Origin of the sequence: Nocardia vinacea (assembly GCF_035920345.1) — a bacterium.
Lineage (GTDB): Bacteria > Actinomycetota > Actinomycetes > Mycobacteriales > Mycobacteriaceae > Nocardia > Nocardia vinacea_A.
In genome coordinates, this window is sequence record NZ_CP109149.1 from 3,926,518 (window position 1) to 3,950,768 (window position 24,251).

The 24,251-nt window shown below is 66.3% G+C and carries 24 protein-coding genes; 14 read left to right on the plus strand and 10 right to left on the minus strand.

From position 1 onward, the window contains the following. Positions 1-192: 192 nt before the first annotated feature. Positions 193-1,446, plus strand: a complete 1,254-nt coding sequence (locus OIE68_RS18370; RefSeq protein WP_327100587.1) for an amidohydrolase family protein — start codon at positions 193-195, stop codon at positions 1,444-1,446. Positions 1,447-1,460: 14 nt separating this feature from the next. Then, entirely contained in the window at positions 1,461-1,757 is a 297-nt protein-coding gene (locus OIE68_RS18375) for a hypothetical protein (RefSeq protein ID WP_327100588.1), read from the plus strand. 132 nt (positions 1,758-1,889) lie between these two features. Here OIE68_RS18375 and OIE68_RS18380 read toward each other — a convergent pair whose 3' ends face one another. The 3 genes from OIE68_RS18380 to OIE68_RS18390 are packed head-to-tail and all read right to left on the minus strand — an operon-like array spanning position 1,890 to position 3,609. Beyond that, a complete protein-coding gene (locus tag OIE68_RS18380; protein WP_327100589.1) occupies positions 1,890-2,063 on the minus strand; it encodes a hypothetical protein in 174 nt (57 codons plus the stop codon). A gap of 4 nt (positions 2,064-2,067) precedes the next feature. Further along, positions 2,068-2,946 (minus strand): SDR family NAD(P)-dependent oxidoreductase, encoded by an 879-nt coding sequence (locus tag OIE68_RS18385; protein WP_327100590.1) that lies wholly within the window; start codon positions 2,944-2,946, stop codon positions 2,068-2,070. A 15-nt stretch (positions 2,947-2,961) separates the two neighbouring features. Further along, positions 2,962-3,609, minus strand: a complete 648-nt coding sequence (locus OIE68_RS18390; protein WP_327100591.1) for a TetR/AcrR family transcriptional regulator — start codon at positions 3,607-3,609, stop codon at positions 2,962-2,964. Between the two features lie 110 nt (positions 3,610-3,719). On the opposite strand from OIE68_RS18390, the gene OIE68_RS18395 reads away from it, so the two are divergent. Together OIE68_RS18395 and OIE68_RS18400 are read left to right on the plus strand one after the other, a co-directional pair. Further along, on the plus strand, positions 3,720-5,069 hold the full coding sequence (locus OIE68_RS18395) for a hypothetical protein (protein ID WP_327100592.1): 1,350 nt from the start codon (positions 3,720-3,722) through the stop codon (positions 5,067-5,069). Continuing rightward, positions 5,066-6,472: an acyl-CoA reductase gene (locus OIE68_RS18400; RefSeq protein ID WP_327100593.1), complete on the plus strand. Its 1,407-nt coding sequence runs from the start codon at positions 5,066-5,068 to the stop codon at positions 6,470-6,472. Before OIE68_RS18395 ends, OIE68_RS18400 begins: the two co-directional genes overlap by 4 nt. Positions 6,473-6,634: 162 nt before the next feature. On the opposite strand, the gene OIE68_RS18405 is transcribed toward OIE68_RS18400, so the two are convergent. The 5 genes from OIE68_RS18405 to OIE68_RS18425 form a co-directional block, all read right to left on the minus strand. Then, a complete protein-coding gene (locus tag OIE68_RS18405) occupies positions 6,635-7,033 on the minus strand; it encodes a hypothetical protein (RefSeq protein ID WP_327100594.1) in 399 nt (132 codons plus the stop codon). Further along, the gene (locus OIE68_RS18410) at positions 7,030-8,190 is read right to left on the minus strand and encodes a thiolase C-terminal domain-containing protein (protein WP_327100595.1); all 1,161 of its coding nucleotides are present in this window, start codon (positions 8,188-8,190) and stop codon (positions 7,030-7,032) included. Before OIE68_RS18410 ends, OIE68_RS18405 begins: the two co-directional genes overlap by 4 nt. Beyond that, positions 8,187-9,359: an OB-fold domain-containing protein gene (locus OIE68_RS18415; RefSeq protein ID WP_327100596.1), complete on the minus strand. Its 1,173-nt coding sequence runs from the start codon at positions 9,357-9,359 to the stop codon at positions 8,187-8,189. Before OIE68_RS18415 ends, OIE68_RS18410 begins: the two co-directional genes overlap by 4 nt. Before the next feature lie 15 nt (positions 9,360-9,374). After that, positions 9,375-10,586: a CoA transferase gene (locus OIE68_RS18420; protein WP_327100597.1), complete on the minus strand. Its 1,212-nt coding sequence runs from the start codon at positions 10,584-10,586 to the stop codon at positions 9,375-9,377. A gap of 76 nt (positions 10,587-10,662) precedes the next feature. Continuing rightward, on the minus strand, positions 10,663-12,144 hold the full coding sequence (locus tag OIE68_RS18425) for an aldehyde dehydrogenase family protein (RefSeq protein WP_327100598.1): 1,482 nt from the start codon (positions 12,142-12,144) through the stop codon (positions 10,663-10,665). 220 nt (positions 12,145-12,364) lie between these two features. Between OIE68_RS18425 and OIE68_RS18430 the strand changes: the two genes are divergently transcribed. The 9 genes from OIE68_RS18430 to OIE68_RS18470 all read left to right on the plus strand — a co-directional run bounded on the left by OIE68_RS18430 (position 12,365) and on the right by OIE68_RS18470 (position 20,336). After that, positions 12,365-13,072, plus strand: coding sequence for a 3-oxoacyl-ACP reductase FabG (locus tag OIE68_RS18430; RefSeq protein ID WP_327100599.1), 708 nt, complete (start codon positions 12,365-12,367; stop codon positions 13,070-13,072). A 62-nt stretch (positions 13,073-13,134) separates the two neighbouring features. After that, positions 13,135-13,995: a mycofactocin-coupled SDR family oxidoreductase gene (locus OIE68_RS18435; RefSeq protein ID WP_327100600.1), complete on the plus strand. Its 861-nt coding sequence runs from the start codon at positions 13,135-13,137 to the stop codon at positions 13,993-13,995. 14 nt (positions 13,996-14,009) lie between these two features. Next, entirely contained in the window at positions 14,010-14,204 is a 195-nt protein-coding gene (locus tag OIE68_RS18440) for a ferredoxin (protein ID WP_063039407.1), read from the plus strand. An 11-nt stretch (positions 14,205-14,215) separates the two neighbouring features. Continuing rightward, positions 14,216-15,571: a cytochrome P450 gene (locus tag OIE68_RS18445; protein WP_327100601.1), complete on the plus strand. Its 1,356-nt coding sequence runs from the start codon at positions 14,216-14,218 to the stop codon at positions 15,569-15,571. A gap of 20 nt (positions 15,572-15,591) precedes the next feature. After that, entirely contained in the window at positions 15,592-17,250 is a 1,659-nt protein-coding gene (locus OIE68_RS18450; protein WP_327100602.1) for a thiolase C-terminal domain-containing protein, read from the plus strand. Continuing rightward, positions 17,247-18,221 carry an alpha/beta fold hydrolase gene (locus OIE68_RS18455; RefSeq protein WP_327100603.1) on the plus strand — a complete coding sequence of 325 codons (975 nt, stop codon included), beginning with the start codon at positions 17,247-17,249 and terminating at the stop codon, positions 18,219-18,221. The genes OIE68_RS18450 and OIE68_RS18455 overlap by 4 nt, the downstream gene beginning before the upstream one ends. Then, positions 18,221-18,724: a DoxX family protein gene (locus OIE68_RS18460; protein ID WP_327100604.1), complete on the plus strand. Its 504-nt coding sequence runs from the start codon at positions 18,221-18,223 to the stop codon at positions 18,722-18,724. Before OIE68_RS18455 ends, OIE68_RS18460 begins: the two co-directional genes overlap by 1 nt. Next, positions 18,724-19,542 (plus strand): NAD(P)-dependent oxidoreductase, encoded by an 819-nt coding sequence (locus tag OIE68_RS18465; protein ID WP_327100605.1) that lies wholly within the window; start codon positions 18,724-18,726, stop codon positions 19,540-19,542. Before OIE68_RS18460 ends, OIE68_RS18465 begins: the two co-directional genes overlap by 1 nt. Further along, positions 19,542-20,336 carry an NAD(P)-dependent oxidoreductase gene (locus OIE68_RS18470; RefSeq protein ID WP_327100606.1) on the plus strand — a complete coding sequence of 265 codons (795 nt, stop codon included), beginning with the start codon at positions 19,542-19,544 and terminating at the stop codon, positions 20,334-20,336. Before OIE68_RS18465 ends, OIE68_RS18470 begins: the two co-directional genes overlap by 1 nt. A gap of 183 nt (positions 20,337-20,519) precedes the next feature. On the opposite strand, the gene OIE68_RS18475 is transcribed toward OIE68_RS18470, so the two are convergent. Beyond that, entirely contained in the window at positions 20,520-21,965 is a 1,446-nt protein-coding gene (locus OIE68_RS18475; RefSeq protein ID WP_327100607.1) for an MFS transporter, read from the minus strand. A gap of 117 nt (positions 21,966-22,082) precedes the next feature. On the opposite strand from OIE68_RS18475, the gene OIE68_RS18480 reads away from it, so the two are divergent. Next, positions 22,083-22,586: a MarR family winged helix-turn-helix transcriptional regulator gene (locus tag OIE68_RS18480; protein WP_327100608.1), complete on the plus strand. Its 504-nt coding sequence runs from the start codon at positions 22,083-22,085 to the stop codon at positions 22,584-22,586. A gap of 62 nt (positions 22,587-22,648) precedes the next feature. Here the strand turns inward: OIE68_RS18480 and OIE68_RS18485 are convergent, their stop codons facing one another. After that, a complete protein-coding gene (locus tag OIE68_RS18485; RefSeq protein WP_327101712.1) occupies positions 22,649-24,193 on the minus strand; it encodes an acyl-CoA synthetase in 1,545 nt (514 codons plus the stop codon). Positions 24,194-24,251 lie beyond the last annotated feature (58 nt).

The following is a 24,251-nucleotide window of genomic DNA, read 5'->3' on the forward strand; positions in this document are numbered from 1 at the left end:
CGAGGTAGCGCGCGGCTCCGACAGCTCGTCGTCGATATCCGGTGGGAATTTGTCGACCGCGCCCGCGCGCAGGGTGTATGGTCGACCTCACTGCGAGAGTGGCATTCTCCCAAATGAAGATTGACCATCTCTCCGCTTGTCGAGATCGGGGTGACGCACACCCCCGGCGTCGCACGAACAGCGAGGAGTCACGTGAACATCGACGACATGATCCTGGTGAGCATCGACGACCACGTCGTCGAGCCGCTCGATATGTTCGACGGCCGGGTGCCGAAGAAGTGGGCCGATCTGGCGCCGAAGGTGATCGTCGACGAAAAAGGCGTCGACCGGTGGGTCTACCGCGGGAAACCGACGGGTGTCACCGGGCTCAACGCGGTTGTTTCCTGGCCGCCGGAGGAGTGGGGGTACGACCCGGCCGGTTACGCGGAAATGCGGCCCGGTGTCTACGACATCCACGCCCGCGTACGGGATATGAACGCCAACGGCATCCAGGCCTCGATGTGCTTCCCCACCTTCGCCGGATTCAGCGCCGGCCACCTGAGTCACTTCAAGGACGAGATCACCGTCGCGATGATCCAGGCATACAACGACTGGCATCTCGAGGGCTGGTGCGACATCTACCCCGGCCGGTTCATCCCGAACGCCATTCTGCCGCTGTGGGATCCGCAGTTGGCCGTCGCCGAGATCCAGCGCGTCGCCGCGAAGGGCTTCCGCGGTGTCACGATGGCGGAACTGCCGCACCTGCAGGGCAGTCCCAGCTATTTCGACGAGGACTTCTGGGGACCGGTCTTCGGGGCGCTGAACGAAACCGGTCTGGTCATGAATCTGCATATCGGCACCGGATTCGGGGCGCTCAAGCTGGCGCCGGACGCGCCGATCGACAATCTGATGTGCCTGGCGCCGACGGTCTCCCAGATCACCGTCCAGGATCTGCTGTGGGGTCCGGCATTTCGCAACTACCCCAATCTGAAGGTGGCGCTTTCGGAGGGCGGCATCGGCTGGATCCCGTTCTTCCTGGATCGCTCCGATCGCCACTACACCAACCAGAGGTGGCTGCGGCGCGACTTCGGCGGCAAGCTGCCCAGCGAGGTCTTCCGCGAGCACGTGATCGCCTGCTACGTCACCGACCCGACCGCACTCACCTATCGGGACGCAGTCGGGATGGACATCATCGCGTGGGAATGCGACTACCCGCACTCGGACTCGCTGTGGCCCGACGCACCCGAATTCGTGTTGAAAGAACTGAACGCCGCCCACGCCGACGACACCGATATCAACAAGATCACCTGGCAGAACGCGTGCCGTTTCCTGAATTTCGATCCGTTCGAGCACACCCCGAAGGAGCAGGCCACCGTCGGCGCGCTGCGAGCGAAGGCCGTGGGTTGGGATATCTCGACGACGACGCGGCAGCAATACGCCGAAGCTTATGCCCAGCAAGCGCACTGATCGAGGGACGCGATATGAAGTTGATGGTTTTCTCCCGCCCGCAGCCCGGCCGGGACGAGGAATACAACACCTGGCAGCACGACGTCCATGTCCCCGAGATGCTCGCGATCGATGGCGTGAAATCCTGTACGCGCCATCGCCTGCGGACCACCGGTGATCAGCCCGTGGAATACCTGGCGGTCTATGACATCGATGGCGATATCGACATTGTGATGAAGGAGCTGATCACCCGCTCCAAGGACGGCCGGATGCGGCTCAGCCCGTCGATCGATCCGGCCAACACGCGGATGACGATCTGGGAGCCGATCTGACCGCAGCCCCGGGGCCAGCCCGTGCTCATGGAGCATGCCCTCACTGGATCCTGCCACTGATGTGGCAGATGGAACACTGTCTACGCGGCACAAGCCGTCGCTGGTTGATCAAGTGCAAGCCCTCGGAATACGTCAAGTGCCGGGCAGCGAAACCTGCAGTTCCCGATGCTGCTCGGTCGGCATCGAAAGCACCCGCATCCCGCTCTTGTTCGCCTGTGCCGCAAAGTATTCCGAACGTTCGCGCAGCGTTTCCGGCGCCAGCTCGCGCGCCGGATCGACCGTGAGTCGAATAACCGCGATCCGCATGTCTTCAGAACCCGAGATCGGCGAGCAGCCGCTCGCTTTCGGACCAGAGGCGGGCGGCGGCGGCATCGTCGAGGGCGGCGGGGGCCGGTGTTTCCACCGTCTTCCGGTAGAAGTAACGCCCGCCGTCGCGACCGCCCTCGGGATCGGTGGCCAGCCACATCAGGGTCTCGGCCGGTTCATCCGGAGGCACCGTATCGGCCGCGGCCATATGGGCTCGCATCGCCGCATCGCCGTGTGCGGCGAAGTTACTGGCGACGACACCTGGATGCATGGCCTGCGCGACGATCCGGTCAGGTGCCGCACGTCGCGCCAGTTCGCGGGTGAACAGAATATTGGCGAGTTTCGCCCGGCAGTAGGCGGCTGTCGGGTGAAAGGCGTTCAGGCTCTGCGGATCCGCCCAATCGAACCCCTCGGTCGCACGGTGCGCGCTAGACGATACGGCGAGCACGCGCACCGATCCGGATGGCAGGCCCGCCGCGCTCTTCCGCAGCAGCGGCATCAGTTCTCTGGTCAGCAAGAACGGGGCGAGGTAGTTGGTGGCGAAGGTCGCCTCGGCGCCTTCCACGGTGATGATCTTCCGGTCCCGCACGCCACCCGCGTTGTTGATCAGGACATCCAGACGCGTTGTGCGGCTCGCGATCTCGGCGGCCACGCGCGCCACCTCCGTCATCAGGGTGAAGTCGGCGCGCACCATGTCGAAGCCGCCGCCGCGCGCGGCGGCGGTGATCCGCGTTCGCGCGGCCGCACAACGCTGTCGATCGCGACCGACACCGATCACCTGCCAGCCGCGTGCTACCAGCTTTTCGGCGGTCGACGCGCCGATGCCGGAACTGGCTCCGGTCACAACCGCGACCGGACGATCTGCCTCGAACGTCAAAGTCATTGCCTCTCAGTCATTTCAGCGGGGCCGAAGGCCGTCGAGCAGGAGGCCGACGGTGAATTGGACCCGCTCGTCGAGTTGTTCGGGAGTGGGTGGGCGACCGGCCACGATGGAGCGCACCTGGCCGCCGACGACCATGCTCATGAAGGCGCGGGCGGCCTGCCCGGAGTTGGTCGGCGCGATCGTCCCGGCGGCGATCGCGCGGTCGAGGACACCGGCTACGAAGTCGACCACCGGCCCGGCACTCAGTTCGTAGTTGGCTACGAAGATCTCAGGAAAGCGATAGCTCTCGGTATTGATAATGCGTTGCAGGCGTAGCCCGTTCGGTGTCATCACCTGATCGATGCGCAACCGGGCGACCGCGGTCAGTGTCTCGGCCAGATCGCCGTTGTCGAAGCCGGCGAGCACGTCCGCGGGTACGACCTGTCGCTCGATGGCGCGCCGGACAGCGGCGAGGAACAGCGATGCCTTGTCCGGATAGCGGGCGTAGACGGTGCGTTTGGTCATGTTCACGCGACCGGCGATCATCTCGATCGTCGCCAGCTCGTAGCCGTGCTCCAGGAACAGATCCAGTGCGGTATCGAGCAATTCCTCGTGCCGAGCCTCGGCCTGTGCCCGGGTGGGCCGCCCGGCCGCGCGCCGAATAGGCGGTCCGACCTCGGTCATCTCCACCGCCTCGAAATTGCCGCTTGCGTCATCGTGTCTCCGATCGCTAATAATGATACGCATGAGTTGCCATTTTTCCAGCGGGCAACGTCACCGGGAAGGACTCCCCCGTGAGCTCAGCCATCGAAACCCTGACACGGCTGGCCGATGCCGCCGATCGCTTCGACCACTCCGCCGCCGACCTGCGGGAAACCCAGGTCGCGGCACTCGACGAAAAACTCCGACAGCACCACGACCGGAACAAGCTGCTCGGACACCGCGCGCGGGAAGCCGGTATCACCGAGATCCGCGACCGCGCGGATATGGTGCCGCTGCTGTTCCCGCACTCGGTCTACAAGAGCTATCCGGAAAGCTTTCTGATCGAGGAGAAGTGGGATCGGCTCGGCAAGTGGCTCGGCACCGTATCGCCCTATGCCATCAGCCCGATCGACACCTCGGACATCGCCGATATCGACGACTGGATCGGGCGGCTGCAGGCCGCTGGGCACTACGTCTCCTGTTCCAGCGGAACGACCGGTAAGTCGGCCATGCTGCTCGCCTCGGAGCGGGATATGGAATGGTCGCGCAAGGATACGGTCAATGTCTTCTCCTGGGGCTCGGGTGTGCGGCCCGCACAGGACCGGCGGATGGTCGGGATCGCCGCCACCGCGTCGGTCCCGAAGAACACCGTCATCGCCGCGGCCCAGCAGGCGGCGTTCGGTGATCCGGCCAAAGAGCGTTTCCGCCTGCCTATTCCACCGATCACCGTCGGATCGCTGACCAAAATGGTGGTGCTGCGCAAGAAGATCGCCGACGGCACCGCGCGACCGGAGGAGCTGGCCGATTTCGACCGGACCTCCCGGGAGCGGCAGGAGGCACTCGACAAAGCGATGATCGCCGGTGCTGAGGCGCTCGTGCGATACCGCGCGGACAAGCTCTATATCTCGGGCATGTGGAATGCGCTGTACCAGGTGGCCGCGATCGTGCGGGATATGGGCTACTCCGCCGCGGACTTCCACCCCGACAACTGCCTCTATGTCGGCGGTGGGCTCAAGCGCGCCCAATTGCCGCCGGATTACCAGCAATTCGTCCACCAGACCTTCAATATCCCAGCCGACCGCGACTTCCAGAACTACTCGATGCAAGAACTCAATTCCGGAATGCCCAAGTGCCGCAAGGGCGATCGCTATCACATACCACCATGGGTCGTGCCGTTCATCCTCGACGAGGACGGTGCGACATCGCTGCCGCACGAATCCGGTGAAATCGAAGGCCGCGCCGCATTTTTCGATCTCTCACTGGACGGACGCTGGGGCGGGATCATCACCGGCGACAAGATCGCACTCGATATCGACCCCTGTGCCTGTGGCAACAAGGGGCCGTCGGTGCGCAATGACATCGTCCGATACGCCGATATCAAGGGCGACGACAAGATCGGCTGCGCCGGAACCGTCGACGCGTATGTTCGGGGGCTGTCATGACCATCGCCGACGCCGTTGCTGCCGCGCCGTTCTTCCTGCGCGGCGAATTGCTCGAGGGTGACGACGTCACGCACCGCTCGCGCGATCTGGGCGTCACCTTCGCGACACCGAGCATCCCGATGGACCGCGCGGTGCATCCGCGCGGCGAGGTGCCGCCGCTGCTGAATGTCCCGCTCGCGGAGATCATCGATTTCCTCGTCGAGACCGGCCGTCGGCTGCGGGCCCCCGAAAACCCGTTCGTGCGCGACTGCATCGACCGGATGTCGTCCACCCATGTGCTGCCGCGCGCCGTGCTGCAGGCACAGGTCATGGGTGCGGCGGGCTATCTCGACAAGCGGCTGCTCGAGACCGTGGTCGAACAGAATTTTCCGAACCCGCGGGCGCTGGACGAGTGGATTCCCAAGCGCGACTTCACCGGTCGCCAGAGTTTCGTGCGGGCATTCGCACCCCGGCTGATCCATGTGCTGCCCGGCAACTCCCCCGGCGTCGCGGTGAAATCCATTGCCCACGGCGCACTGGTCAAGGCGGTCAATCTGTTCAAGATGTCCTCGAGTGATCCGTTCACCACGGTCGCGATCCTGCGGACCATGGCCGATATCGATCCCGACCACGCCATTGTGCGGTCGATGTCCGCGCTCTACTGGCGCGGCGGCGACGATACGGTGGAGCGGGTGCTGTACCGGCCGCAGTATTTCGACAAGATCGTCGCCTGGGGTGGCGGCGACGCGATCGATAACGTGATCAAATACCTCGGGCCGGGCTTCCAACTGGTGTCCTTCGACCCGAAGACGTCGATCTCGATGGTCGGCCGGGAGGCCTTCGCCTCGGACGAGGCGCTCGACCGGGCGGCAGAACTTGCCGCCGCCGATGTGATGGTGCTCAACCAGGAGGCCTGCGTCGCAAGCCGTTTCGTCTATGTCGAGGCCGATCAGGACGATGCCGACCGCTTCTGCGCACGGCTGCACGCCCGCATCGTCGACAAGGCCGCCGGATCGGACGACGCCCGACCGCTCGATATCGATTTGCGCGAGCAGATCGACACCCTGATGATGCTCGACGACGAGTTCCAGGTCTGGGGACGGACCGACGGCAAGGGCCTGGTGATCCGTTCCGATGAACCCGTGGACTTCCACCCGATCAACAAGACCGCCAACGTGGTTCGCGTGGACAGCCTCGACACGGCGATGAAATACGTCAATGTGGCGACGCAGACGGTCGGCTTCTTTCCGTTCGACCGGATGGCCGACTACCGCGACCGGTTGGCCAGCGGCGGCGCACAGCGCATCGTCCGCCTCGGCGAAGCCGGACCGAGCACGATCGGCAACCCACACGACGCCATGTACCCGCTGCACCGCTTCGTGCACTGGATGGCGCATGAGGACGGGGTCGCACCGAATTGCTAGTGCCGTGTCCGGATTGCTTCTGCCGTATCGAGCCTTGGGCTCGGAGGGATTCCGTCGAACGCAGTCGAATGGTGGTCGCCCACACCGCATTCGACCGCCATATCACTACCCTCGGCGAGCAGCCGGAGGGATGGCGCGGCAAGCTGCTGGACGAGGCACCAGCTAGGACACCGGGTCGTGGTCGGTGGCGGGGAGCCGCACCGCGACGCGGACCTGGAGCATCAGCGAGCGGGTCGGCAACACCATGGGCGCACCCAGCGCCACCGCCAGCCGCACCGCGACGGCGTGCGCGCCGACCGGCCCCCACCACCAACTCCAGCCGCAGCCGTGCGGGGCGAGAATACGGGCGGTGCTGGTGAAGTCCACGGCCTCGAGCCCGACGGCATCGACGAACAGTCCGCTCAGCGCAATGGATCCGAAGAGCATCGACGGCGAGATCCCATCACAAACCACGTGCACGGTGCCCGCCGCGCCGACACACCGTGCGGCCCGGTCCAACACCGCACGGCGACTCTTCGCGCTGCCCGAAACGAGGGCCACCGCCGCCGGCCTCGCCGTCAAGCGCGGGATCCTTCCAGAATCGTCACCGCCGAAACCGCGGTCGGCCCACCGAGGTTGTGCGCCAGGCCGATCCGCGCACCGTCGACCTGATTGACCGCCGTACCGCGCAACTGCTGGAACAATTCGACGCACTGGGCCACGCCGGTCGCCCCGGGCGGATGTCCCTTGGCCTTCAGGCCGCCACTCGGATTCACCGGCAGCGCGCCGCCGATCTCGGTGACTCCGCTCTCGATCAGTTTCGCGGCCCCGAATCGCTCGGCGAAGCCGAGGTCCTCGTAGCTGATCAGTTCGATACCGGTGAAGAAATCGTGCACCTCGGCGACATCGACATCCGCGGGAGTCAGACCCGCCATCGAGAAGGCCGCCTCGGCGGCTCGCACGGTGGCAGGAAAGGTCGTCATATCCCGCTTGTGCTGGTGCATCACCGAATCCAGGCCGAGGCCGACACCGCGGATCCACACCGGGCGATCGGTGTAGCGATCGACCACATCCGCCGCGGCGAGCACCAGCGCCGCCGCACCATCGCTCTGCGGTGCGCAGTCGTAGAGCCCGAACGGTCCGGCCACGATCGGCGCCGCCAGCGCCTGTTCCAAGCTGATCTCGAAACGCAAGCGGGCCTTGGGATTACGCACACCATGCCGGTGGTTCTTCACCGCGACCATGGCCAAATGCTGTCTGGTCGCGGGCGATTCGTGCAGATATCGGGCCACGTGCAGCGCGAATCCGACGGGCGCGATCAGGCCGAGTGGGTAGTCCCAGGCCATATCGCGCGCCATCGCCTCCCATTCCCACAGCATGTCCTTCTGCGCGGTCTCGCGTAACTTGTCCGCGCCGACGACAAGGGCCACGTCGAAAGCACCGGAGGCGATGCCGAACAGGGCATTGCGCACCGCATCATTGCCTGTCGCACAGGAGTTTTCGACCCGGGTCACCGGCAGATCCGGGAGCCCGAGCGCATCGGCGACAATCCCGGCCGGGAATCCGTCGGTATTGCCCATCGCGCCGAACCAGGCCGCCTGCAGATCGGAGGTGGCCAACCCCTTGTCGATGCTGGCGGCGCATTCGGCGAACGCCATCGGCACCAGATCCTTGACGCCGAGGGCGAAATGCTCGGCGAAGGGCGTCATGCCCGCACCGACGATAGCCACTTCCCTCACTGCGCGACCTCCGGTTCGAATGCGTATCCATAGTCGGGCACCCCCGAGCGCACCGCGACCCGGCGCAGCACCATGCGGCCACGGTCCCCGATCGCCACGGTGCCCGGATCGGCGCCCGTCACCTTCGCCAGCGCCCGCACCCCGACACCGTCGAGTTCGATGATCACCAGGGTGTACGGACTTCTCAGCCCCGGCACCGGTATCGCGACGGTGGCCTCGGTGTACACGGTGCCGGTGCGCGGCAGCGGCACCAGGGTGTAGTCGGTGCTCAGACCGCCGTCCGAGGCGACCCGATAGCGCGGCGGGAAGTCCAGTTCGTCACTGCCGGAGTGTTTTCCGGCCTCCCAGCGCACCTTCGCCTCGAATGCGCGCTCGTAGGCGGCCAGCGAGATCGGAATCTCGGATCCGGGCCACAGGTCGCCTTCGGGCAGCTCTCTGGCCGTCGACTCGCGCCGGTGCAGCACCGCCGTACCGGTGGCCACCGTGATACCGGACAGGCTGGCCTGCTCCACCCCCACCAACAGACCCGTGCTGCCCCATTCGGCCATGGCCGCCAAGGCGAACAGTCCGGCGCTGGCGCCCACCGTCGGCAGCGACGGCGGGCCGCCGAGGCACAGCGCGGCCGCCTGTTTGTCGTCGACCCCGGCCACCGCCACCGGCGTATCCAGCCAGGCCGCCGCCAGCGAGGCCAACAAGCCGCGCGTGTGCAGCAGTCGCGGATCGCCGTAATCGTGCACGGCCCCAACGGCATTACGGGTGCGCACCGGCAGGCTGCGCGCCACCCGGGCGGCGGTGCGCACCTGCAGGCCGTGATCGGAAACCAATGCCGCGGCCGCGCCCGCGGGCTCGGTATCGACCCCGATGATCAGGGTGCGCGGCCGGGCGGAACTGAGTGAGTCGAGGGTGGCGGGCGCGCCGCCGAGCCGCTCGATCACCTCCAGTTCCGGATCCAGCCCGAGCCCCGCCAGCAGGACCGCGGCATTACTGCTTCCCACCAGCGGCAGATCGCGACTGACCACGATCACCCGTTCCACCGGACCGGCGTCGTGCAGCGCGGCACGGCCGGCCTGCACGGCCAGGGTGATCGCGTCCTCGTCGTCACCGAGCACCCGATGGCGCTGGGCGCCCCAGCATGGCAGGTAGGTACCTATCGAAGCGATGTAGGTCATGGGTACTCCAGCGGATTACGTGATCGCACCCGCGGTTTTGAGCGCGATGATGCGGTCCCAGTCCAGGCCGAGTTCGAGCAGGACCTCGTCGGTCTGCGCGGCGAATTCCGGGCCGGGACGCAGGTCGGGAGCGGTGAGATCGAACTGCACCGGACTCGAAACCAGCTGCAGATCACCGGCTTTGCGGACATATTCGTTCGCCTGCACCTGCGGATCGTCGATCGCCTGGAGCGCGTCCTGCACCGGCGCCCACGGCCCGGACAGGGTCGCGAAACGCTCGGTCCACTCGGTGAGCGTGCGGGTGGCGAACACCTCGCGCAAGATCTGCACCGCCGCAGCGGTATTGGTCGCGATCGCGGCGGCATCGGCGAACCGCGGATCCTCCGCGAGGTCCGGCCGGTCGATATGTTGGCAAACGTCGGCCCAGAATTTGCCGGGCTGCAACATGACCAGCGACAGATACCGACCGTCCTTGGTGGCGTACAACCCCGACAGCGGATTCGACGGCGACCCGTGCGATCCGGTCGGGAACGCGCGCAGCGGCTCCCCCATATACGCCGAGAGCGCGATGGTGTGCCCCATCGACCACAGCCCGCTGCTCAGCAGCGACACATCCACGATCGACGGCTCGCCCGTGCGTTCGCGCTTCAGCAGCGCGGCCGCGATGCCGCCCGCCAGATTGGTTCCGGAGATGGTGTCGCCGAATGCCGGACCGGGCGGAGGGATCAGTCCGTCGATATCGGGCGGGGTGATGGTGGCGGCGACGCTGCCGCGGCACCAGTAGGCGGTCATGTCGTAGCCGCCTTTATCGGCCTCCGCGCCGCGCGGGCCGAGACCGCTGCCGCGGGCATAGATGATCTTCGGGTTCACCGCGCGAATGTCGTCGACATCGATACCGAACTTGCTTCGGTGCTGCGGCAGGAAACTGGTCAGGAATACGTCCGCGGTCTTGGCCAGGTCGTGGATCACCGCCCGGCCCTCCGGCACCGACATATCGACCCCGATACTGCGCTTGCCCCGATTGGCATGTTCCACATTGGGATTGGGGTCGCCCTCGACCTTGAACGTGGCGATCTGACGCAGCCCGCGCTGCGGGTCACCGGTGACCGCGTGCTCGACCTTGATCACGTCCGCACCCCAGTCGGAAAGCACGGCGCCCGCAGACGGCACGAACCCGTACATCGCGACCTCGAGGACGCGGATCCCGTCGAGTGGCCCCCCGCTCATGCCGCCACCTCGCTAGCGCTCGGCGGCGTCACGAGCGGGCGCCCGGCTGTGTTGATTGTTCGCTCGCTGCGCTCGCTCATCGGACCGCCGCCGCGAAGGTCTTGATCTCCAGGAATTCCGTCAACCCGTCGACTCCCATCTCCCGGCCGATGCCGGACTGCTTATAACCGCCGAAAGGTGCGTCGGCAGCGAAGTAGTTGCCGCCGTTGATGCTCATGGTGCCGGTGCGGATACGCCGCGCCACCGCCAGCGCCCGCTCCTCGTCGGCGCTGAACACGCCGCCGGACAGGCCGTAGATCGAGTTGTTCGCGATCCGTACGGCATCGTCGTCGTCCTCGTACGGGATCACCGCGAGCACCGGCCCGAAGACCTCCTCCTGGGCGATTTCGCTGTCCGGATCGACACCTGCCAGCAGCGTCGGCTGGTAGAAGAAGCCCGGATCGACCTTCTTGCCACCGGTTACCAGTTGGGCACCCGCCGCCACAGCGCGCTGCACCAAGCCGTCGACCTTGTCGCGCTGGCGCTCGCTGATCAATGGGCCCATATAGGTTTTCGGATCGGCGGGGTCGCCGTAGCGCACGTGCGCGAAGTTCTGCGCGACCAGCTCCACGATCGCGTCGTGGTCCTTGCGCGGCACCAGCAGCCGGGACGTCAACGCACAGCCCTGCCCGGCATGGACGACAATGCTGAACGCCGCGAACTGCGCTGCCGTCCGGTAGTCGGCGTCGTCGAGCACGATCGCGGCCGACTTCCCGCCGAGTTCCAGGAATACCCGCTTCAGCGTCACGCTCGCGGCGGCCATGATCTTGCGTCCCACCGGAGTCGAACCGGTGAAGGTGACCACGTCGACATCGGGATGTGTCGTCATCCGTTCGCCGACGGCCACATCCGAGGAGGTGAGCACATTGACCACACCGGCGGGAATATCGGTGTGGCGCGCGATGAGCTCGCCGATCGCCAGGGTGGCCAGCGGCGTATCCGGTGCACCCTTGAGCACCACCGTGCACCCGGCCGCGAGCGCGGGCGCGAGTTTGGCCAAGGCGAGCTGATGCGGATAGTTGTAGGCCGCGATGGCCGCCACCACACCCGCGGCCTCCTTCTCGACCCAGCGCCGATGGCGCTGACCACGGACTTCGATGTCGTCGAGCTCGTCGGTGAAGGAGAACTTCCGTACCAGCTCGGCGTAATAGCGGACGATCTCGAAGGGGATCTCGAGCTGATTACCGTGCGTGAGCTGCCTGGTCGCGCCGACCTCCGCGATCGTCAGCTCCCGCAGTTCTTCGACGTTATCGCGAAACGCCTGGTAGAGCTGTTCGAGGCAGTGCGCGCGGAATGCGGCGTCGGTGGCCCAGGTCGTGGTGTCGAAGGCCCGCCGGGCCGCGCCGATGGCCGCGTCGGTCTCGGCGCGGCCCGCCTCCGGTGCGTACCCGTACACCTCGCCCGTCGCGGGATTGAGCGAGGCGAGCGTGCGCCCGGTCTCGATCAACTGTCCGTCGACGAGCAGCCGCCGGGTCGGAATCTGCTCCGTCCGGGCGGCCACTTCTTCTTGCACTGACATCCGGTCTCCTCCGCTGCGCAATGGAAACTTCATTCTCGTTAATGGAGAATCATACGTTCATCGCTTGCGCGACTGTAGCAACAATCCCGAAATAGGCAACCAATGTCGCGCGCGGATGACATCGGTGCTCGCACGTCGATTCCCCCCATCACCCGGGAAGTCTTGCGCGTACGATCAACGCGAGAGTACGGTTCTCAACATCCGGAAGGGAGATTCTTGCGTGAAAACCGCTGTGGTCACCGGAGGCGCCTCGGGCATCGGCCTCGGCATTGTCGAGCGCCTGCGCGCCGACGGCCTGCACGTCGCCACCCTCGACCTGAACCCGTCCGCCGAGGACGATTTCGCCTATCAGGCCGATGTGACGAAACCGGACGAGATCGCCGCGGCGTTGACCGATGTGCGCGCGAAGCTGGGTCCGATCACCGTGCTGGTCAATGCCGCCGGAATCGAGAAGTACCGCCGCTTCCAGAACCTCACCTTCGAGGAGTGGCAGCGCATCATCGATGTCAACCTGCACGGCGTATTCCACATGGTCCAAGCCGTACTGCCGGATATGACGGCCGCGAACTGGGGACGCATCGTCAATATCTCCTCCTCCAGTACCCACTCCGGCCAGCCGTTCATGGCGGCGTACGTGGCGGCCAAGTCCGGACTCAACGGCCTCACCAAATCGCTTGCGCTGGAACTGGGGCCGTATGGGATCACCGTCAACGCGGTCCCGCCGGGCTTCATCGATACCCCCATGCTGCGCCGATCCGAGGAGAAGCAGCTGCTCGGCGGAACCATCGAGGAGCACATCCAGCGCACCCCGGTGCGCCGGGTCGGTCGCCCCGCCGATATCGCCGCCGCCTGCTCGTTCCTGATCTCCGAGGACGCCGGCTACATCACCGGACAGATCCTCGGCGTCAACGGCGGCCGTAATACCTGAACCCGTCCGTGCCCCGGCACGGGTGGTGCAGCCCAGAAGAAGTAGGACCGAAAGGAACAGCCGTGGGACGTGTGGAGGGCAAGGTCGCCTTCGTCACCGGAGCCGCGCGAGGCCAGGGCCGTAGCCACGCGGTGAAGCTCGCCGAGGAGGGTGCCGACATCATCGCGGTGGATATCTGCCGTGATATCGAGAGCATCCAGTACTCGCTATCGCGACCGGAGGATCTCGAGGAGACCACCCGTCTCGTCGAGAAAACCGGCCGGCGCATCATCGCCGAACAGGCCGACGTGCGCGACCGAGCGCAACTCGCCGCGGTGATCGAGCGCGGTATCGCCGAATTCGGCCATCTCGACATCGTGGTGGCCCAGGCCGGCATCGCCGGTATGAAGGGCGAACCGCAGTGGCAGGCCTGGACCGATGTCATCGATACCAACCTGATCGGCGTCATCAACGCCGTCCAGGCGGCGCTGCCGCATCTCGGCGCAGGCGCATCGATCATCGCCACCGGCTCGACCGCGGCGCTGATGGAACTGTCGAAGGTCGATCAGCCGGGCAAGGACCCGGGCGGTGTCGCCTATATGGTCGCCAAACGCCTTCTGTCGCAATATATCCACGAGATTGCTACACACTTGGCAGCGGGCAATATTCGCGCCAATGTCGTGCACCCCACCAATTGCAACACCCCCATGCTGCAGAGCGAGCCGATGTACCGGTCGTTCCGCCCGGATCTCGAGCATCCCACCCGCGCCGACGCCGAACCCGCCTTCTTCGTACAGCAGGCCATGCCGGTCCCCTATATCGAGCCGGAGGAGATCAGCAACGCGGTGTTGTTCCTGGCCTCCGACGAGTCCCGTTTCATCACCGGTACCCAGCTGCGGGTCGATGCCGGCGGCTATCTGAAGTGGTACGACTACCGCGTCTGAAGGGAAGAAATACCGTGAAGGTTCGAGTCGATGACGAACGCTGTCAGGGCCACACGCTGTGCGCGATGATCGCCCCGAAAGTGTTCGAACTCAGTGAAATCGACGGGCATTCGTCACCGGTCAGCGAAGACGTTCCCGCCGATCAGCAGGACAACGTCCGCGAGGCCGTCCGGTCCTGCCCCGAGCGGGCGATCTCCAGCACCGAATAGAGGAACCGCCGATGACCGATATCGCATCCGATGCCGAGCGCAGACAGCCGGAATTTCACTTCGATCGACACACCCCGCAATATCGCGGACAGTTCGTCGACATCACCCAGCAGATGCAGAGCGAGTGCCCGGTAGCCTGGACCGAAACCTACGGCGGGCACTGGGTGGCCGCGGGTAACCGCGAAGTGTTCGAACTGGCTCGCTGCCCGCACATCTCCAACGACAACGACCCCAATGGGGAGCGCCGCGGCTACAAGGGGATTTCCATTCCGACGCCGGAACGCGGCCAGGGTATTCGCGCGGGCATCCTGGAAATGGACCCGCCCGAACAGCGGGAACTGCGCTCGGCGCTGAATCCGTATCTGTCCCCAGCGGCGGTGCAGCGCTGGATTCCGTTCGTCGACGAAATCGTGCGCGCCGGCATCGACGAGCAGATCGAAAGCGGCAGCATCGATTTCGTCGACGAGTTGGCCAATATCGTGCCCGCGGTGCTCACCCTCGCGATGCTGGGCATCCCGCTGGACAAGTGGACCATCTACAACGAACCCGCGCACGCCTCGGTGTACACCCCACCGGATTCGCCGGACACCCCGCGGATCGCCGAGATGCACCGCACCATGGGCCTTGACCTGCTGACGAATTATCTGGAGGTCAAACAGAATCCACGGCCGGGCATGCTGCACGCCGTCGCGGAGTCCACCCTGAACGGCGAGCCGATCTCCGATATGGACGCGCTCGGCATGCTCAGCCTCATTATCGGCGGCGGTTTCGACACCACCACCGCGCTCACCGCGCACGCATTGGAATGGCTGTCGGAGAATCCGGATCAGCGCGAATTGCTCAGCCGCGAACGCGATCTCATGCTGGATTCCGCGACCGAGGAGTTCCTGCGCTACTTCACCCCCGCACCGGGTGACGGCCGTACCTTTGCCCAGGATTGCGAGGTCGGGGGCAAGCGGTTCGCCGAGGGTGAGCGGCTGTGGCTGTCGTGGGCGATGGCCAACCGGGATCCCGAGGTGTTCGACAACCCCAATGAGATCGATATGGAACGACGGGGCAATCGGCACTACAGTTTCGGTCTCGGCGTGCATCGCTGCATCGGTTCCAATATGGCGCGCATGGTGTTCAAGCGAATGCTGCTCGCGGTGTTCGACCGGATGCCGGACTATCGCTGTGATCCCGAGGACGCCGTACATTACGACACCATCGGCGTCATCCAGGGCATGCGGCATCTGCCTGCCACCTTCACCCCCGGTCCTCGGCTGGGCGCCGGACTCGACGAAACCCTGGCGAAGCTGCAGCGCGTCTGCGATGAGCAGCGGCTGGCCGAACCGGTCACCGTACGCAAGGGCGACGCCCAGATCTGACGAAAGAGCGAGGAGGCGATATGGGCGAAGCATCGGGACGTCCACTGCCATTGCTCACCCTCGAGAACGAGTTCTTCTGGACCTCGGGGAGCGATGGCACGCTGCGCATACAGGAATGTGAATCCTGTGCGGCACTGATCCATCCACCGCAGCCGGTGTGCCGGTATTGCCGTGGACACGAGATGGGAGTGCGTGCCGTCTCCGGCTTCGCCACACTCGCCGGCTTCACCGTCAACCACCGTTTCGGTGTGCCGGGATTGCCCGCGCCCTACGTCGTGGCGCAGGTAGCGCTCGAGGAGGATCCGCGAGTTCGGCTGACCACCAATGTGATCGACTGCGATCCGGATGCCCTGGTTCTCGGCATGCGGCTCGAGGTGGTCTTCCAACAGGACGACGACGTCTGGCTGCCGCTGTTCCGGCCCGTCGAAACACAGCCGAAACCGGCCCCGCTGCCCGTGGACGATATTGCGCCACAAGAGTTCTGGCGGCACGTGCGGCCTATGGTGCGCTCGGAGAAATTCGAGGACCGGGTCGCGCTCACCGGTATCGGCATGTCGCCGATCGGGCGGCGATTGCAGGTTCCGCCGCTGCGGCTGACCATTCAGGCCTGCGAACGCGCGGTCGCCGACGCCGGATTGACACTCGACGATATCGACGGCCTGTCGACCTATCCCGGCGGCGGCAACATGGGCGGATTCAGCGAGGGCGGTGTCACTGCCCTGGAGTCTGCCCTCGGCATCCGGCCGACCTGGTACAACGGCGGCATCGAAACCTTCGGCCCAGGTGGGGCGGTCATCGCGGCCATGCTCGCGGTCGCGGGCGGGCTGGCCAGGCATGTGTTGTGTTTCCGCACCCTGTGGGAAGCCACCTTCAATGATCTGATGCGCACGGGCAAGATCAAGCCCTCCGGTGGGCGCACACCCGGCTGGATGGCCCCCTTCGGCGCCACCTCGGCGGCACATACCTTGGCGCAGAACGCACAACGGCATTTCCATCGCTATGGCACCACTCGCGAAACCCTCGGCTGGATCGCATTGAATCAGCGCGCGAATGCCGAACTCGAGCCGACCGCGATCTACCGAGATCCGATGACCATGCAGGACTACCTCGAGGCGCGCACGATCACCACCCCGTTCGGGCTCTACGACTGTGATGTGCCCTGCGACGGCGCGATCGCGGTCATCGTCTCGAGCGTGGACGCGGCGCGCGATCTGGCCAAACCACCCGTTCTGGTGGAGGCGGTCGGCACCCAGATCATCGAGCGCATCGAATGGGATCAGAGCACCCTCACTCACGAACCACAGGTGCTCGGCCCGGCCGCGCACTTGTGGACCCGAACCACGTTGCGCCCCACCGACGTAGACGTCGCCGAGTTGTACGACGGCTTCACCTTCAACTGCCTGTCCTGGCTGGAGGCCCTCGGCTTCTGCGGTATCGGCGAGGCCAAGGACTTCCTCGACGGCGGTAAGAACATCGCCCGCGACGGCCTACTCCCGCTCAATACCCACGGTGGCCAGCTCTCGCACGGCCGCACCCACGGTATGGGCCTGCTGCACGAGGCGATCCTGCAGTTGCGCGGTGAAGCCGGTGCGCGTCAGGTCGCCGACGCCCGCATCGGTGTGGTGTCGAGCGGCGGGCTCACCCCCGGTGGGGCAATGCTGCTGCGGAGCGATTCATGACGATTACCGAATCCGATTTCTCCCTGCTCACCGACGACGACCCGATTCCGGTGGTCACCGAGGTCGACGGCATCCCGATGTCCGGGTTGTTGGCCGAGGCGCCGACACCGCGGGCGGTGCTGCTCGCACTGCACGGCGGCGCCACCACCTCGGCGTATTTCGACTGCCCGGACCATCCGCGACTGTCACTGCTGCGGCTGGCCGCCGCGGCCGGATACACCGTGCTGGCTCTGGACCGGCCCGGATACGGCAGCTCGCACACGCATGCCGACGAACTCGCCGACCCACAGCGCCGTGTCGATCTGATGTACGCGGCGGCCGAGCGGCATCTCGGGTCGCGGCCCCGCGGCGCGGGCACCTTCTTGCTCGCCCATTCCGCGGGCAGCGAACTGGCGCTGCGGATGGCGGCCGACGAGCGCGGCCGCGAGTTGCTCGGCCTCGAATTGGCCGGGACCGGATTGGAACATCAGCAGGAGGCCTACGACATCCTGTGGGGACCGGATCCGCAAGGGCGGCGGCGCATGCGGCGCGACGGCGTGCCGGGCGGCGTCACCGAACTGCTGTGGTATCCGGCCCGGCTGTACCCGCCCGAGCTGGTCGGCGGCGCGCGGATCGGGTCCTATGGCCCACGCTACGAAGGGAATTCGGTCGAGGACTGGCCGACGGTCACCTTCCCCACCCTGGCCGCCGAGGTTCGGATTCCGGTGCGGTTCACTGTCGGCGACCACGAACGGGTGTGGCGCAACGACGCCGAGGCACTCGCCGAGGTCGCCAACCGGTTCACCGCCGCGCCCAGGGTCGTGCTCAATGTCCAGCCCAACAGCGGCCACAACCTCAGCATGGGACATACGGCCGCCGCCTACCACCTCGGGCTGCTGGCCTTCGTCGAAGAGGCGGCCGTCGCCCGGAGCACCGGCGAATTCCACGGCCCGGCAATACAATTCAACGGCACCACACGGGAGGTGAACTGATGGACGTCGTCGACGTTGCCATCGCACTCGTGCGACTCGTCGTGGGGGCCACCATGATCGCCCACGGGGTCAATCACTGGGTGGGCGGCGGCAAGATCGCGGGCACCGCGCGCTGGTTCAGCGGCCTCGGACTGCGCGGTGGCGTCCTGCACGCGTGGCTGAGCGTCGTCACCGAAATCGGTGCGGGCGTGCTGTTGATCGTCGGGCTGCTCACCCCGCTGGCGTGTGCGGCGGTCATCTCGGTGATGGCGGTCGCGGGCCTGCTCGCCCACCGCACCAACGGATTCTTCGTATTCAAAGAGGGTTACGAGTATGTGCTCGTGCTCGCGGTCGTTTCGCTGGCGCTGGGGCTGCTCGGTCCCGGGTGGCTGTCCATCGATCACGCCGCCGATATCGAGATAACGGGTTGGGCCGGTGGCGGCATCGCCCTCGGGGTCGGCCTGGTCGCCACCGCGGGCCTGCTCGCCGTGTTCTGGCGGCCCGAAGCGGAAGGCGAAGCGTGATGCGGGTCGGATTCATCGGACTCGGCAGCCAAGGTGCGCCGATGGCACGCCGGATCGTCGACTCCGGATATGAGACAACGCTGTGGGCGCGGCGGCCCGCCTCACTCGAGCCGTTCGCCGATACGGCGGCGAAGGTCGCCGCAGCACCGGCGGAACTGGCAGCCGCGAGCGATCTCGTCTGCCTCTGCGTGGTCGGCGACGCCGACGTCCGCGAAGTCGTGACCGGCGCCGACGGCGTACTGGCGGGCATGGCCGCCGGCACGATCCTCGCCGTGCACAGCACGGTGCATCCGGACACCTGCCGCGATCTCGCAGATATCGCTGTGGCACAGGGGGTTTCGATCATCGACGCACCGGTCAGCGGTGGCGGCGCTGCAGCCGCCGAGGGCCGGTTGCTGGTGATGGTCGGCGGCTCGACCGATATCGTCCAACGCGCTCGCCCGGTATTCGAGACCTACGCCGAGCCCGTCGTCCATCTGGGCCCGCTCGGCGCCGGACAGACCGCCAAGCTGCTCAACAACCTGCTTTTCACCGCGAATCTCGCCACGGCGGCAAGCACTCTCGCGCTCGGTACGTCGATCGGTATCGATCCGACCCGCCTCGGCGAGGTGATCTCGCACGGCACCGCCGACAGCTTCGCGCTCGGTCGTGTCGTCTCCGCGGGCGGCACCCTGGACCGGATCGCCGCACACGCCGGGCCGCTGCTGCGCAAGGATGTCGGTCTGATCGCGGACCTGGCCGCCGCCGCGAGCGCCGAACCCGGCATCGTGCTCGACGCCGCGGACGCGACCCTCGCGATGATCGATCATCCGCGCTGATGCGCGTCGGATTCCTCGGCGCCGGGCGGATGGGGCGTCCCATGGTGGAGCGGCTGGTCCGGGCCGGACATGAAGTGTGCGCGCTCGGCCGGTCGCTCGATGCACGCCGGGCCCTCACCGAGATCGGCGCGCAGGCCGTATCCGCCCCCGCGGCGGTCGGGACCAACGCCGATCTGGTCATCGTGTGCGTCTTCACCGATGAACAGGTTCGAGCGGTATGTCTCGGCACACCGCTGCTCGCCGCCATGCCATCCGGTTCGACTCTCGTCCTGCACACCACCGGCAGTCCGCACACGACGGCGGCCATTGCCGCCGAAGCCATTGCCTCACATGGCATCCAGGTGCTCGACGCGCCCGTCAGCGGCGGCCCACCCGATATCGCGGCCGGGCGGCTCACCCTCTTCGTCGGTGGCCCGGTCGAGACCGTGGACCGGGTCCGGCCCGTGCTGGCCGCCTACGGCGACCCGATTCTGCACGTCGGTCCGCTCGGCGCGGGCCAGCGCGTCAAGTTGGTCAACAATGCCGTATTCGCCGCACAGCTCGGAATACTCACCGCGGCAGTGGATCTCGGGAAACAGCTGGGCGTCGCGGAGACCACCCTGTTGGCCGCGCTGCCGCACGGGAGCGCGGCAAGTCGCGCGCTGACCGGTGTCGCGGGGCGGGGTTCGGTGGCCGAATTCAGCGCATCGGTGGGCGAATTCGTCGGTAAGGATGTCGCGGCGGTCCGGTCGATCGCCGCCGAACTCGGCACCGATCTCGGCCTGCTCGACGCCGCTATCGACAATCGGCACTGACCCGCTGGTGCCGGACTGTCGGCGGCGGCCGAACCGTACTGCACGACAGCTCGTTTCGCGTAGATGAGGCTTCCACGCCAGCCGGACCACAGACGCGACGGCGCCCCGAACCTGCAGCCTGTGCAGGTTCGGGGCGCCGTTCCCAACCACGCCGCGCTGCGCGGGTGAGCGTGATCCGCGGTCTCAGACCCGCGCGGGGACTTCCGCTTCGGTCTGCTCGACCGGACGGGCGGCCATCGCACGACGGACCGGAATGGCCATCGCGACCAATGCCGCCAGCACCGAGACACCACAGCCGATCAAGAACGCGACGCGGAAACCGTCCTCGGTGGGGATGCTGTGACCGCCGACCGTGACGGTCAGCTGTGCGAGCACCGCGCCGACCACGGCCGCGGAGATCGAGGTGCCGATCGAGCGCATCAGGGTGTTGAAGCCGTTGGCGGCGGCGGTCTCCGACTGCGGCACCGCACCCATGATCAGGGCGGGCATGGCGCCGTAGGCGAAACCGACACCCGAGCTGCAGATGATGTTCACGATCAGCAGTCCCCAGGTGCTGCCCATCAGAACCTGCGCGGAGCCGTAGCCGATGGCCATGACGACGGCGCCGACGACAAGGGTGAACTTCGGACCGCGCATTGCCGACAGCTTGGCGCCGACCGGGGAGATCAGCATCATCATGATTCCGGCGGGAGCCATCCACAGCCCCATCGCCATCATCGACTGGCCGAGACCGTAGCCGAGTGAACTCGGCAGCTGCATCAACTGCGGGACACTCAGCTGCAACGCGTACATACCGACGCCGATGGCGACCGTCGCGAGATTGGTGACGAGTACCTGCGGCCGAGCGGTGACCCGCAGGTCGACCAGCGGCTCAACAGTCCGCAGCTCCCACCAACCCCACACCAGCAGCACCGCTACGGCCGCGACGAACAGGCCGAGAATGCTGCCGCTCGTCCAACCCCACGTCGCGCCCTTGGACACGGCGAGCAGCAGCGACACGAGGCCGGCGCCGAGCAGTACCGCACCGAGTCCGTCGAAACGACCCGACGGCCCTTCGGCAATACCCTCCGGGACGATCAGCGTGATCAGCGCGGTGGCGACCGCGACCAGCGCCGCCGCCGCCCAGAACAGCACCCGCCAGTTGCTGTACTCGGTGACCGCCGCCGCCAACGGCAGACCGAGCGCGCCACCGATACCGAGCGAAGAGCTGATCAGTGCGATGGCCGAGCCGAGTCGCTCGGGCGGCAGCACATCCCGCAACAGTGCGACGGCCAGCGGGATGGTGCCGAAGCCGAGGCCCTGCAGGCCGCGGCCGATGATCATCGGCAGCAATGAACCCGCGATGGCACAGACCACCGAGCCGACGATGAGCGGCACGGTCGAGGCGATCACCATCCGGCGCTTGCCGAACATATCGCCGAGGCGTCCGGCGACCGGAGTGGCGACCGCACCCACGAGCAGGGTGACCGTGACCACCCAGGACGTATTGGCCGCCGAGGAATTCAGAATCTGCGGCAACTCGCCGAGCAATGGCACCACGAGCGTCTGCATCAGCGACGCGACGATGCCGGTATAGGCCAGCACGGCCAGGATGGCGCCCGGCCGGACAGCGGAATCAGGCTTGTCCACGCAAATCTCCCTCGGACTCACAACAATCAGCGTGTATCGTACACTACATGTGTATCATGCATTCCACGTGAACAATACACGCACCGTGTGTGATGCACATCTCCGAGGAAGGAAGGCATGGACAAGCGCATACAACTGATCGAGTTCGAGACCTTGCTACTCGGCCACTACCGACTGAGCCCGCAGCATCGGCGCAATGATGACCATCTGGAGCGCAGCTCATATCTGCTACTGAGCCGACTGCGGATCCAGGGCCCGATGTCGCTGCGACAGCTCAGCGACGCCCTGGGATTGGATGTGTCGACGCTGCACCGGCAGACCGCCACACTCCTGCGCACCGGACTCGTCGAACGCATCCCCGACCCCGACGGCGGTATCGCACGCAAGTTCCGCCTCACCCCCGCCGGCGCTCAACGCCTCGACCAGGAGCGCGCCGTCATCACCGAGGTGCTAGCAGCGGTAACCCAGGATTGGACCGCCGACGAGCGCGCCGAATTCGCCCACTACCTAGAACGTTTCAACACCGACATCGAACGCCTACGCGGCCGCACCTGGCCGCGCCCCGCTCCAGCGTCCAGCTATCAAGATCAGGTGGAAACCATGGCGGCATCGCCCGAGTAGCCCCGCCACCAGCTCCACTTGATCTTGATCGCCGCGCGTCGTGTAAACGCCCGGTAGGTCGCTCAGCTGACCAGCGTGTCGTGGCCTTCCCAATACTGGGCGCGCAGTTGGCGTTTGTAGAGCTTGCCGCTGGGATCACGGGGCAATTCGGTGACGAAGTCGACTGTGCGCGGGCATTTGTAGGCGGCTAGTTCCGCGCGGCAGTAGGCGATCAGCTCGGCTGCGAGTTCGGCACCGGCGGCGGCCGGATCGACCAGTTGGACAACGGCTTTCACGGCCTCGCCCATTTCCTCGTCCGGTACGCCGAGCACGGCGACGTCGGCGACCGCGGGATGTGCGGCGAGGACGTTCTCGGCCTCTTGCGGGTAGATATTTACCCCACCGGAGATGATCATGTGGGCTTGCCGATCGGTCAGATACAGATAGCCGTCGGCATCGAGATAGCCCACATCGCCGAGGGTGCGCCACCCCTTCTCATGGGTCACCGACGCGGTCTTCGCGGCATCGTGGTGGTATTCGAAGGGCCGTCCCCCACCGAAATACACCACCCCGACCTGGCCGAGCGGCAACTCCTCGCCATCCGCGCCGACAATGTGACACTCCTGCGCCGGTCTGCCCACCGAACCCGGATGTGCCAGCCACTCCTCGGCGCCGATGTAGGTGTTCCCGACATCCTCGGTCCCGGAGTAGTACTCGCTGACGATCGGTCCCCACCACTGCAGCATCTGCCGTTTCACCGGCACGGGGCACGGCGCCGCCGAGTGGACCACATTCACCAGACTGGAGATGTCGTAGCGTTCGCGTTCGGCCTTCGGCAATCGCAGCAAGCGCACGAACATCGTCGGCACAAGTTGCGCGTGCGTGACCCGATGACGCTCGATCAGCTCCAAACATTGCCGAGGGTCGAAGCGTTCCATCACGATCACGGTCGCGCCGATTCGATGCCACGACATCGAGAACACCAGCGGCGCACCGTGGTACAGCGGTGCGGGCGACAGATACACCGCATCCGCACCGGCGCCGCTCACCAGCAGACCCCGCGCGATCTGCACCGGCGCCGACTCCGGATCGCCGAGCGGAGCGGCAGGCAGTGGTTTGCGAACTCCCTTGGGCTGCCCGGTTGTTCCCGAGGAGTACAGCATCTCCCGGCCTTCGCATTCGTCGGAGCCGAGCGGATGCGGCGATGTCGCCGTCAGTACATCCTCGTACTGTTCGAAACCGACCAGCTCCCCCACCGCCACGATCCGGACCGGGATAGCGGAGAGGTCGAGCTCGGCCACCACCTCAGCCATGGACTCGCTGGTCACCAGCGCGGTGGCGCCGCAGTCGTCCAGGATGTACTGCACCTCACCGGCTTTCAGATGCCGGTTGATCGCGGTGTAGTACAAACCGCAGCGCTGCGCCGCCCACGCGATCTCGAGAAACGGGCGATTGTTCTCCATGAGAATCGCGATGTGGTCGCCGACCGCCAGCCCGCGCGAACGCAGGGCCCTGGCGAACCGGATCGACCGCTGCTCCAACTGGGCATAGGTCACCACCTCGCCACTGGACGCCAGCACGATCGCCGGGCGATCCGGCGACCGATCGGCGTGCCAGCCGGGCGTCATCGGTGCCGCGGTGGTCCGCACAACGTCGTCGCCCGCCACTGGATCACCTTGTCCGGCA

Bases quoted from the DNA above. Each gene is read 5' to 3' on its own strand.
- OIE68_RS18375 (WP_327100588.1), top strand. From the start codon at position 1,461: ATGAAGTTGATGGTTTTCTCCCGCCCGCAGCCCGGCCGGGACGAGGAA.
- OIE68_RS18415 (WP_327100596.1), bottom strand. From the start codon at position 9,359: ATGACCTACATCGCTTCGATAGGTACCTACCTGCCATGCTGGGGCGCC.
- OIE68_RS18465 (WP_327100605.1), top strand. From the start codon at position 18,724: ATGCGGGTCGGATTCATCGGACTCGGCAGCCAAGGTGCGCCGATGGCA.
- OIE68_RS18450 (WP_327100602.1), top strand. From the start codon at position 15,592: ATGGGCGAAGCATCGGGACGTCCACTGCCATTGCTCACCCTCGAGAAC.
- OIE68_RS18420 (WP_327100597.1), bottom strand. From the start codon at position 10,586: ATGAGCGGGGGGCCACTCGACGGGATCCGCGTCCTCGAGGTCGCGATG.
- OIE68_RS18480 (WP_327100608.1), top strand. From the start codon at position 22,083: ATGGACAAGCGCATACAACTGATCGAGTTCGAGACCTTGCTACTCGGC.
- OIE68_RS18470 (WP_327100606.1), top strand. From the start codon at position 19,542: ATGCGCGTCGGATTCCTCGGCGCCGGGCGGATGGGGCGTCCCATGGTG.
- OIE68_RS18425 (WP_327100598.1), bottom strand. From the start codon at position 12,144: ATGTCAGTGCAAGAAGAAGTGGCCGCCCGGACGGAGCAGATTCCGACC.
- OIE68_RS18445 (WP_327100601.1), top strand. From the start codon at position 14,216: ATGACCGATATCGCATCCGATGCCGAGCGCAGACAGCCGGAATTTCAC.
- OIE68_RS18380 (WP_327100589.1), bottom strand. From the start codon at position 2,063: ATGCGGATCGCGGTTATTCGACTCACGGTCGATCCGGCGCGCGAGCTG.
- OIE68_RS18385 (WP_327100590.1), bottom strand. From the start codon at position 2,946: ATGACTTTGACGTTCGAGGCAGATCGTCCGGTCGCGGTTGTGACCGGA.
- OIE68_RS18400 (WP_327100593.1), top strand. From the start codon at position 5,066: ATGACCATCGCCGACGCCGTTGCTGCCGCGCCGTTCTTCCTGCGCGGC.
- OIE68_RS18460 (WP_327100604.1), top strand. From the start codon at position 18,221: ATGGACGTCGTCGACGTTGCCATCGCACTCGTGCGACTCGTCGTGGGG.
- OIE68_RS18485 (WP_327101712.1), bottom strand. From the start codon at position 24,193: ATGACGCCCGGCTGGCACGCCGATCGGTCGCCGGATCGCCCGGCGATC.
- OIE68_RS18390 (WP_327100591.1), bottom strand. From the start codon at position 3,609: ATGACCGAGGTCGGACCGCCTATTCGGCGCGCGGCCGGGCGGCCCACC.
- OIE68_RS18455 (WP_327100603.1), top strand. From the start codon at position 17,247: ATGACGATTACCGAATCCGATTTCTCCCTGCTCACCGACGACGACCCG.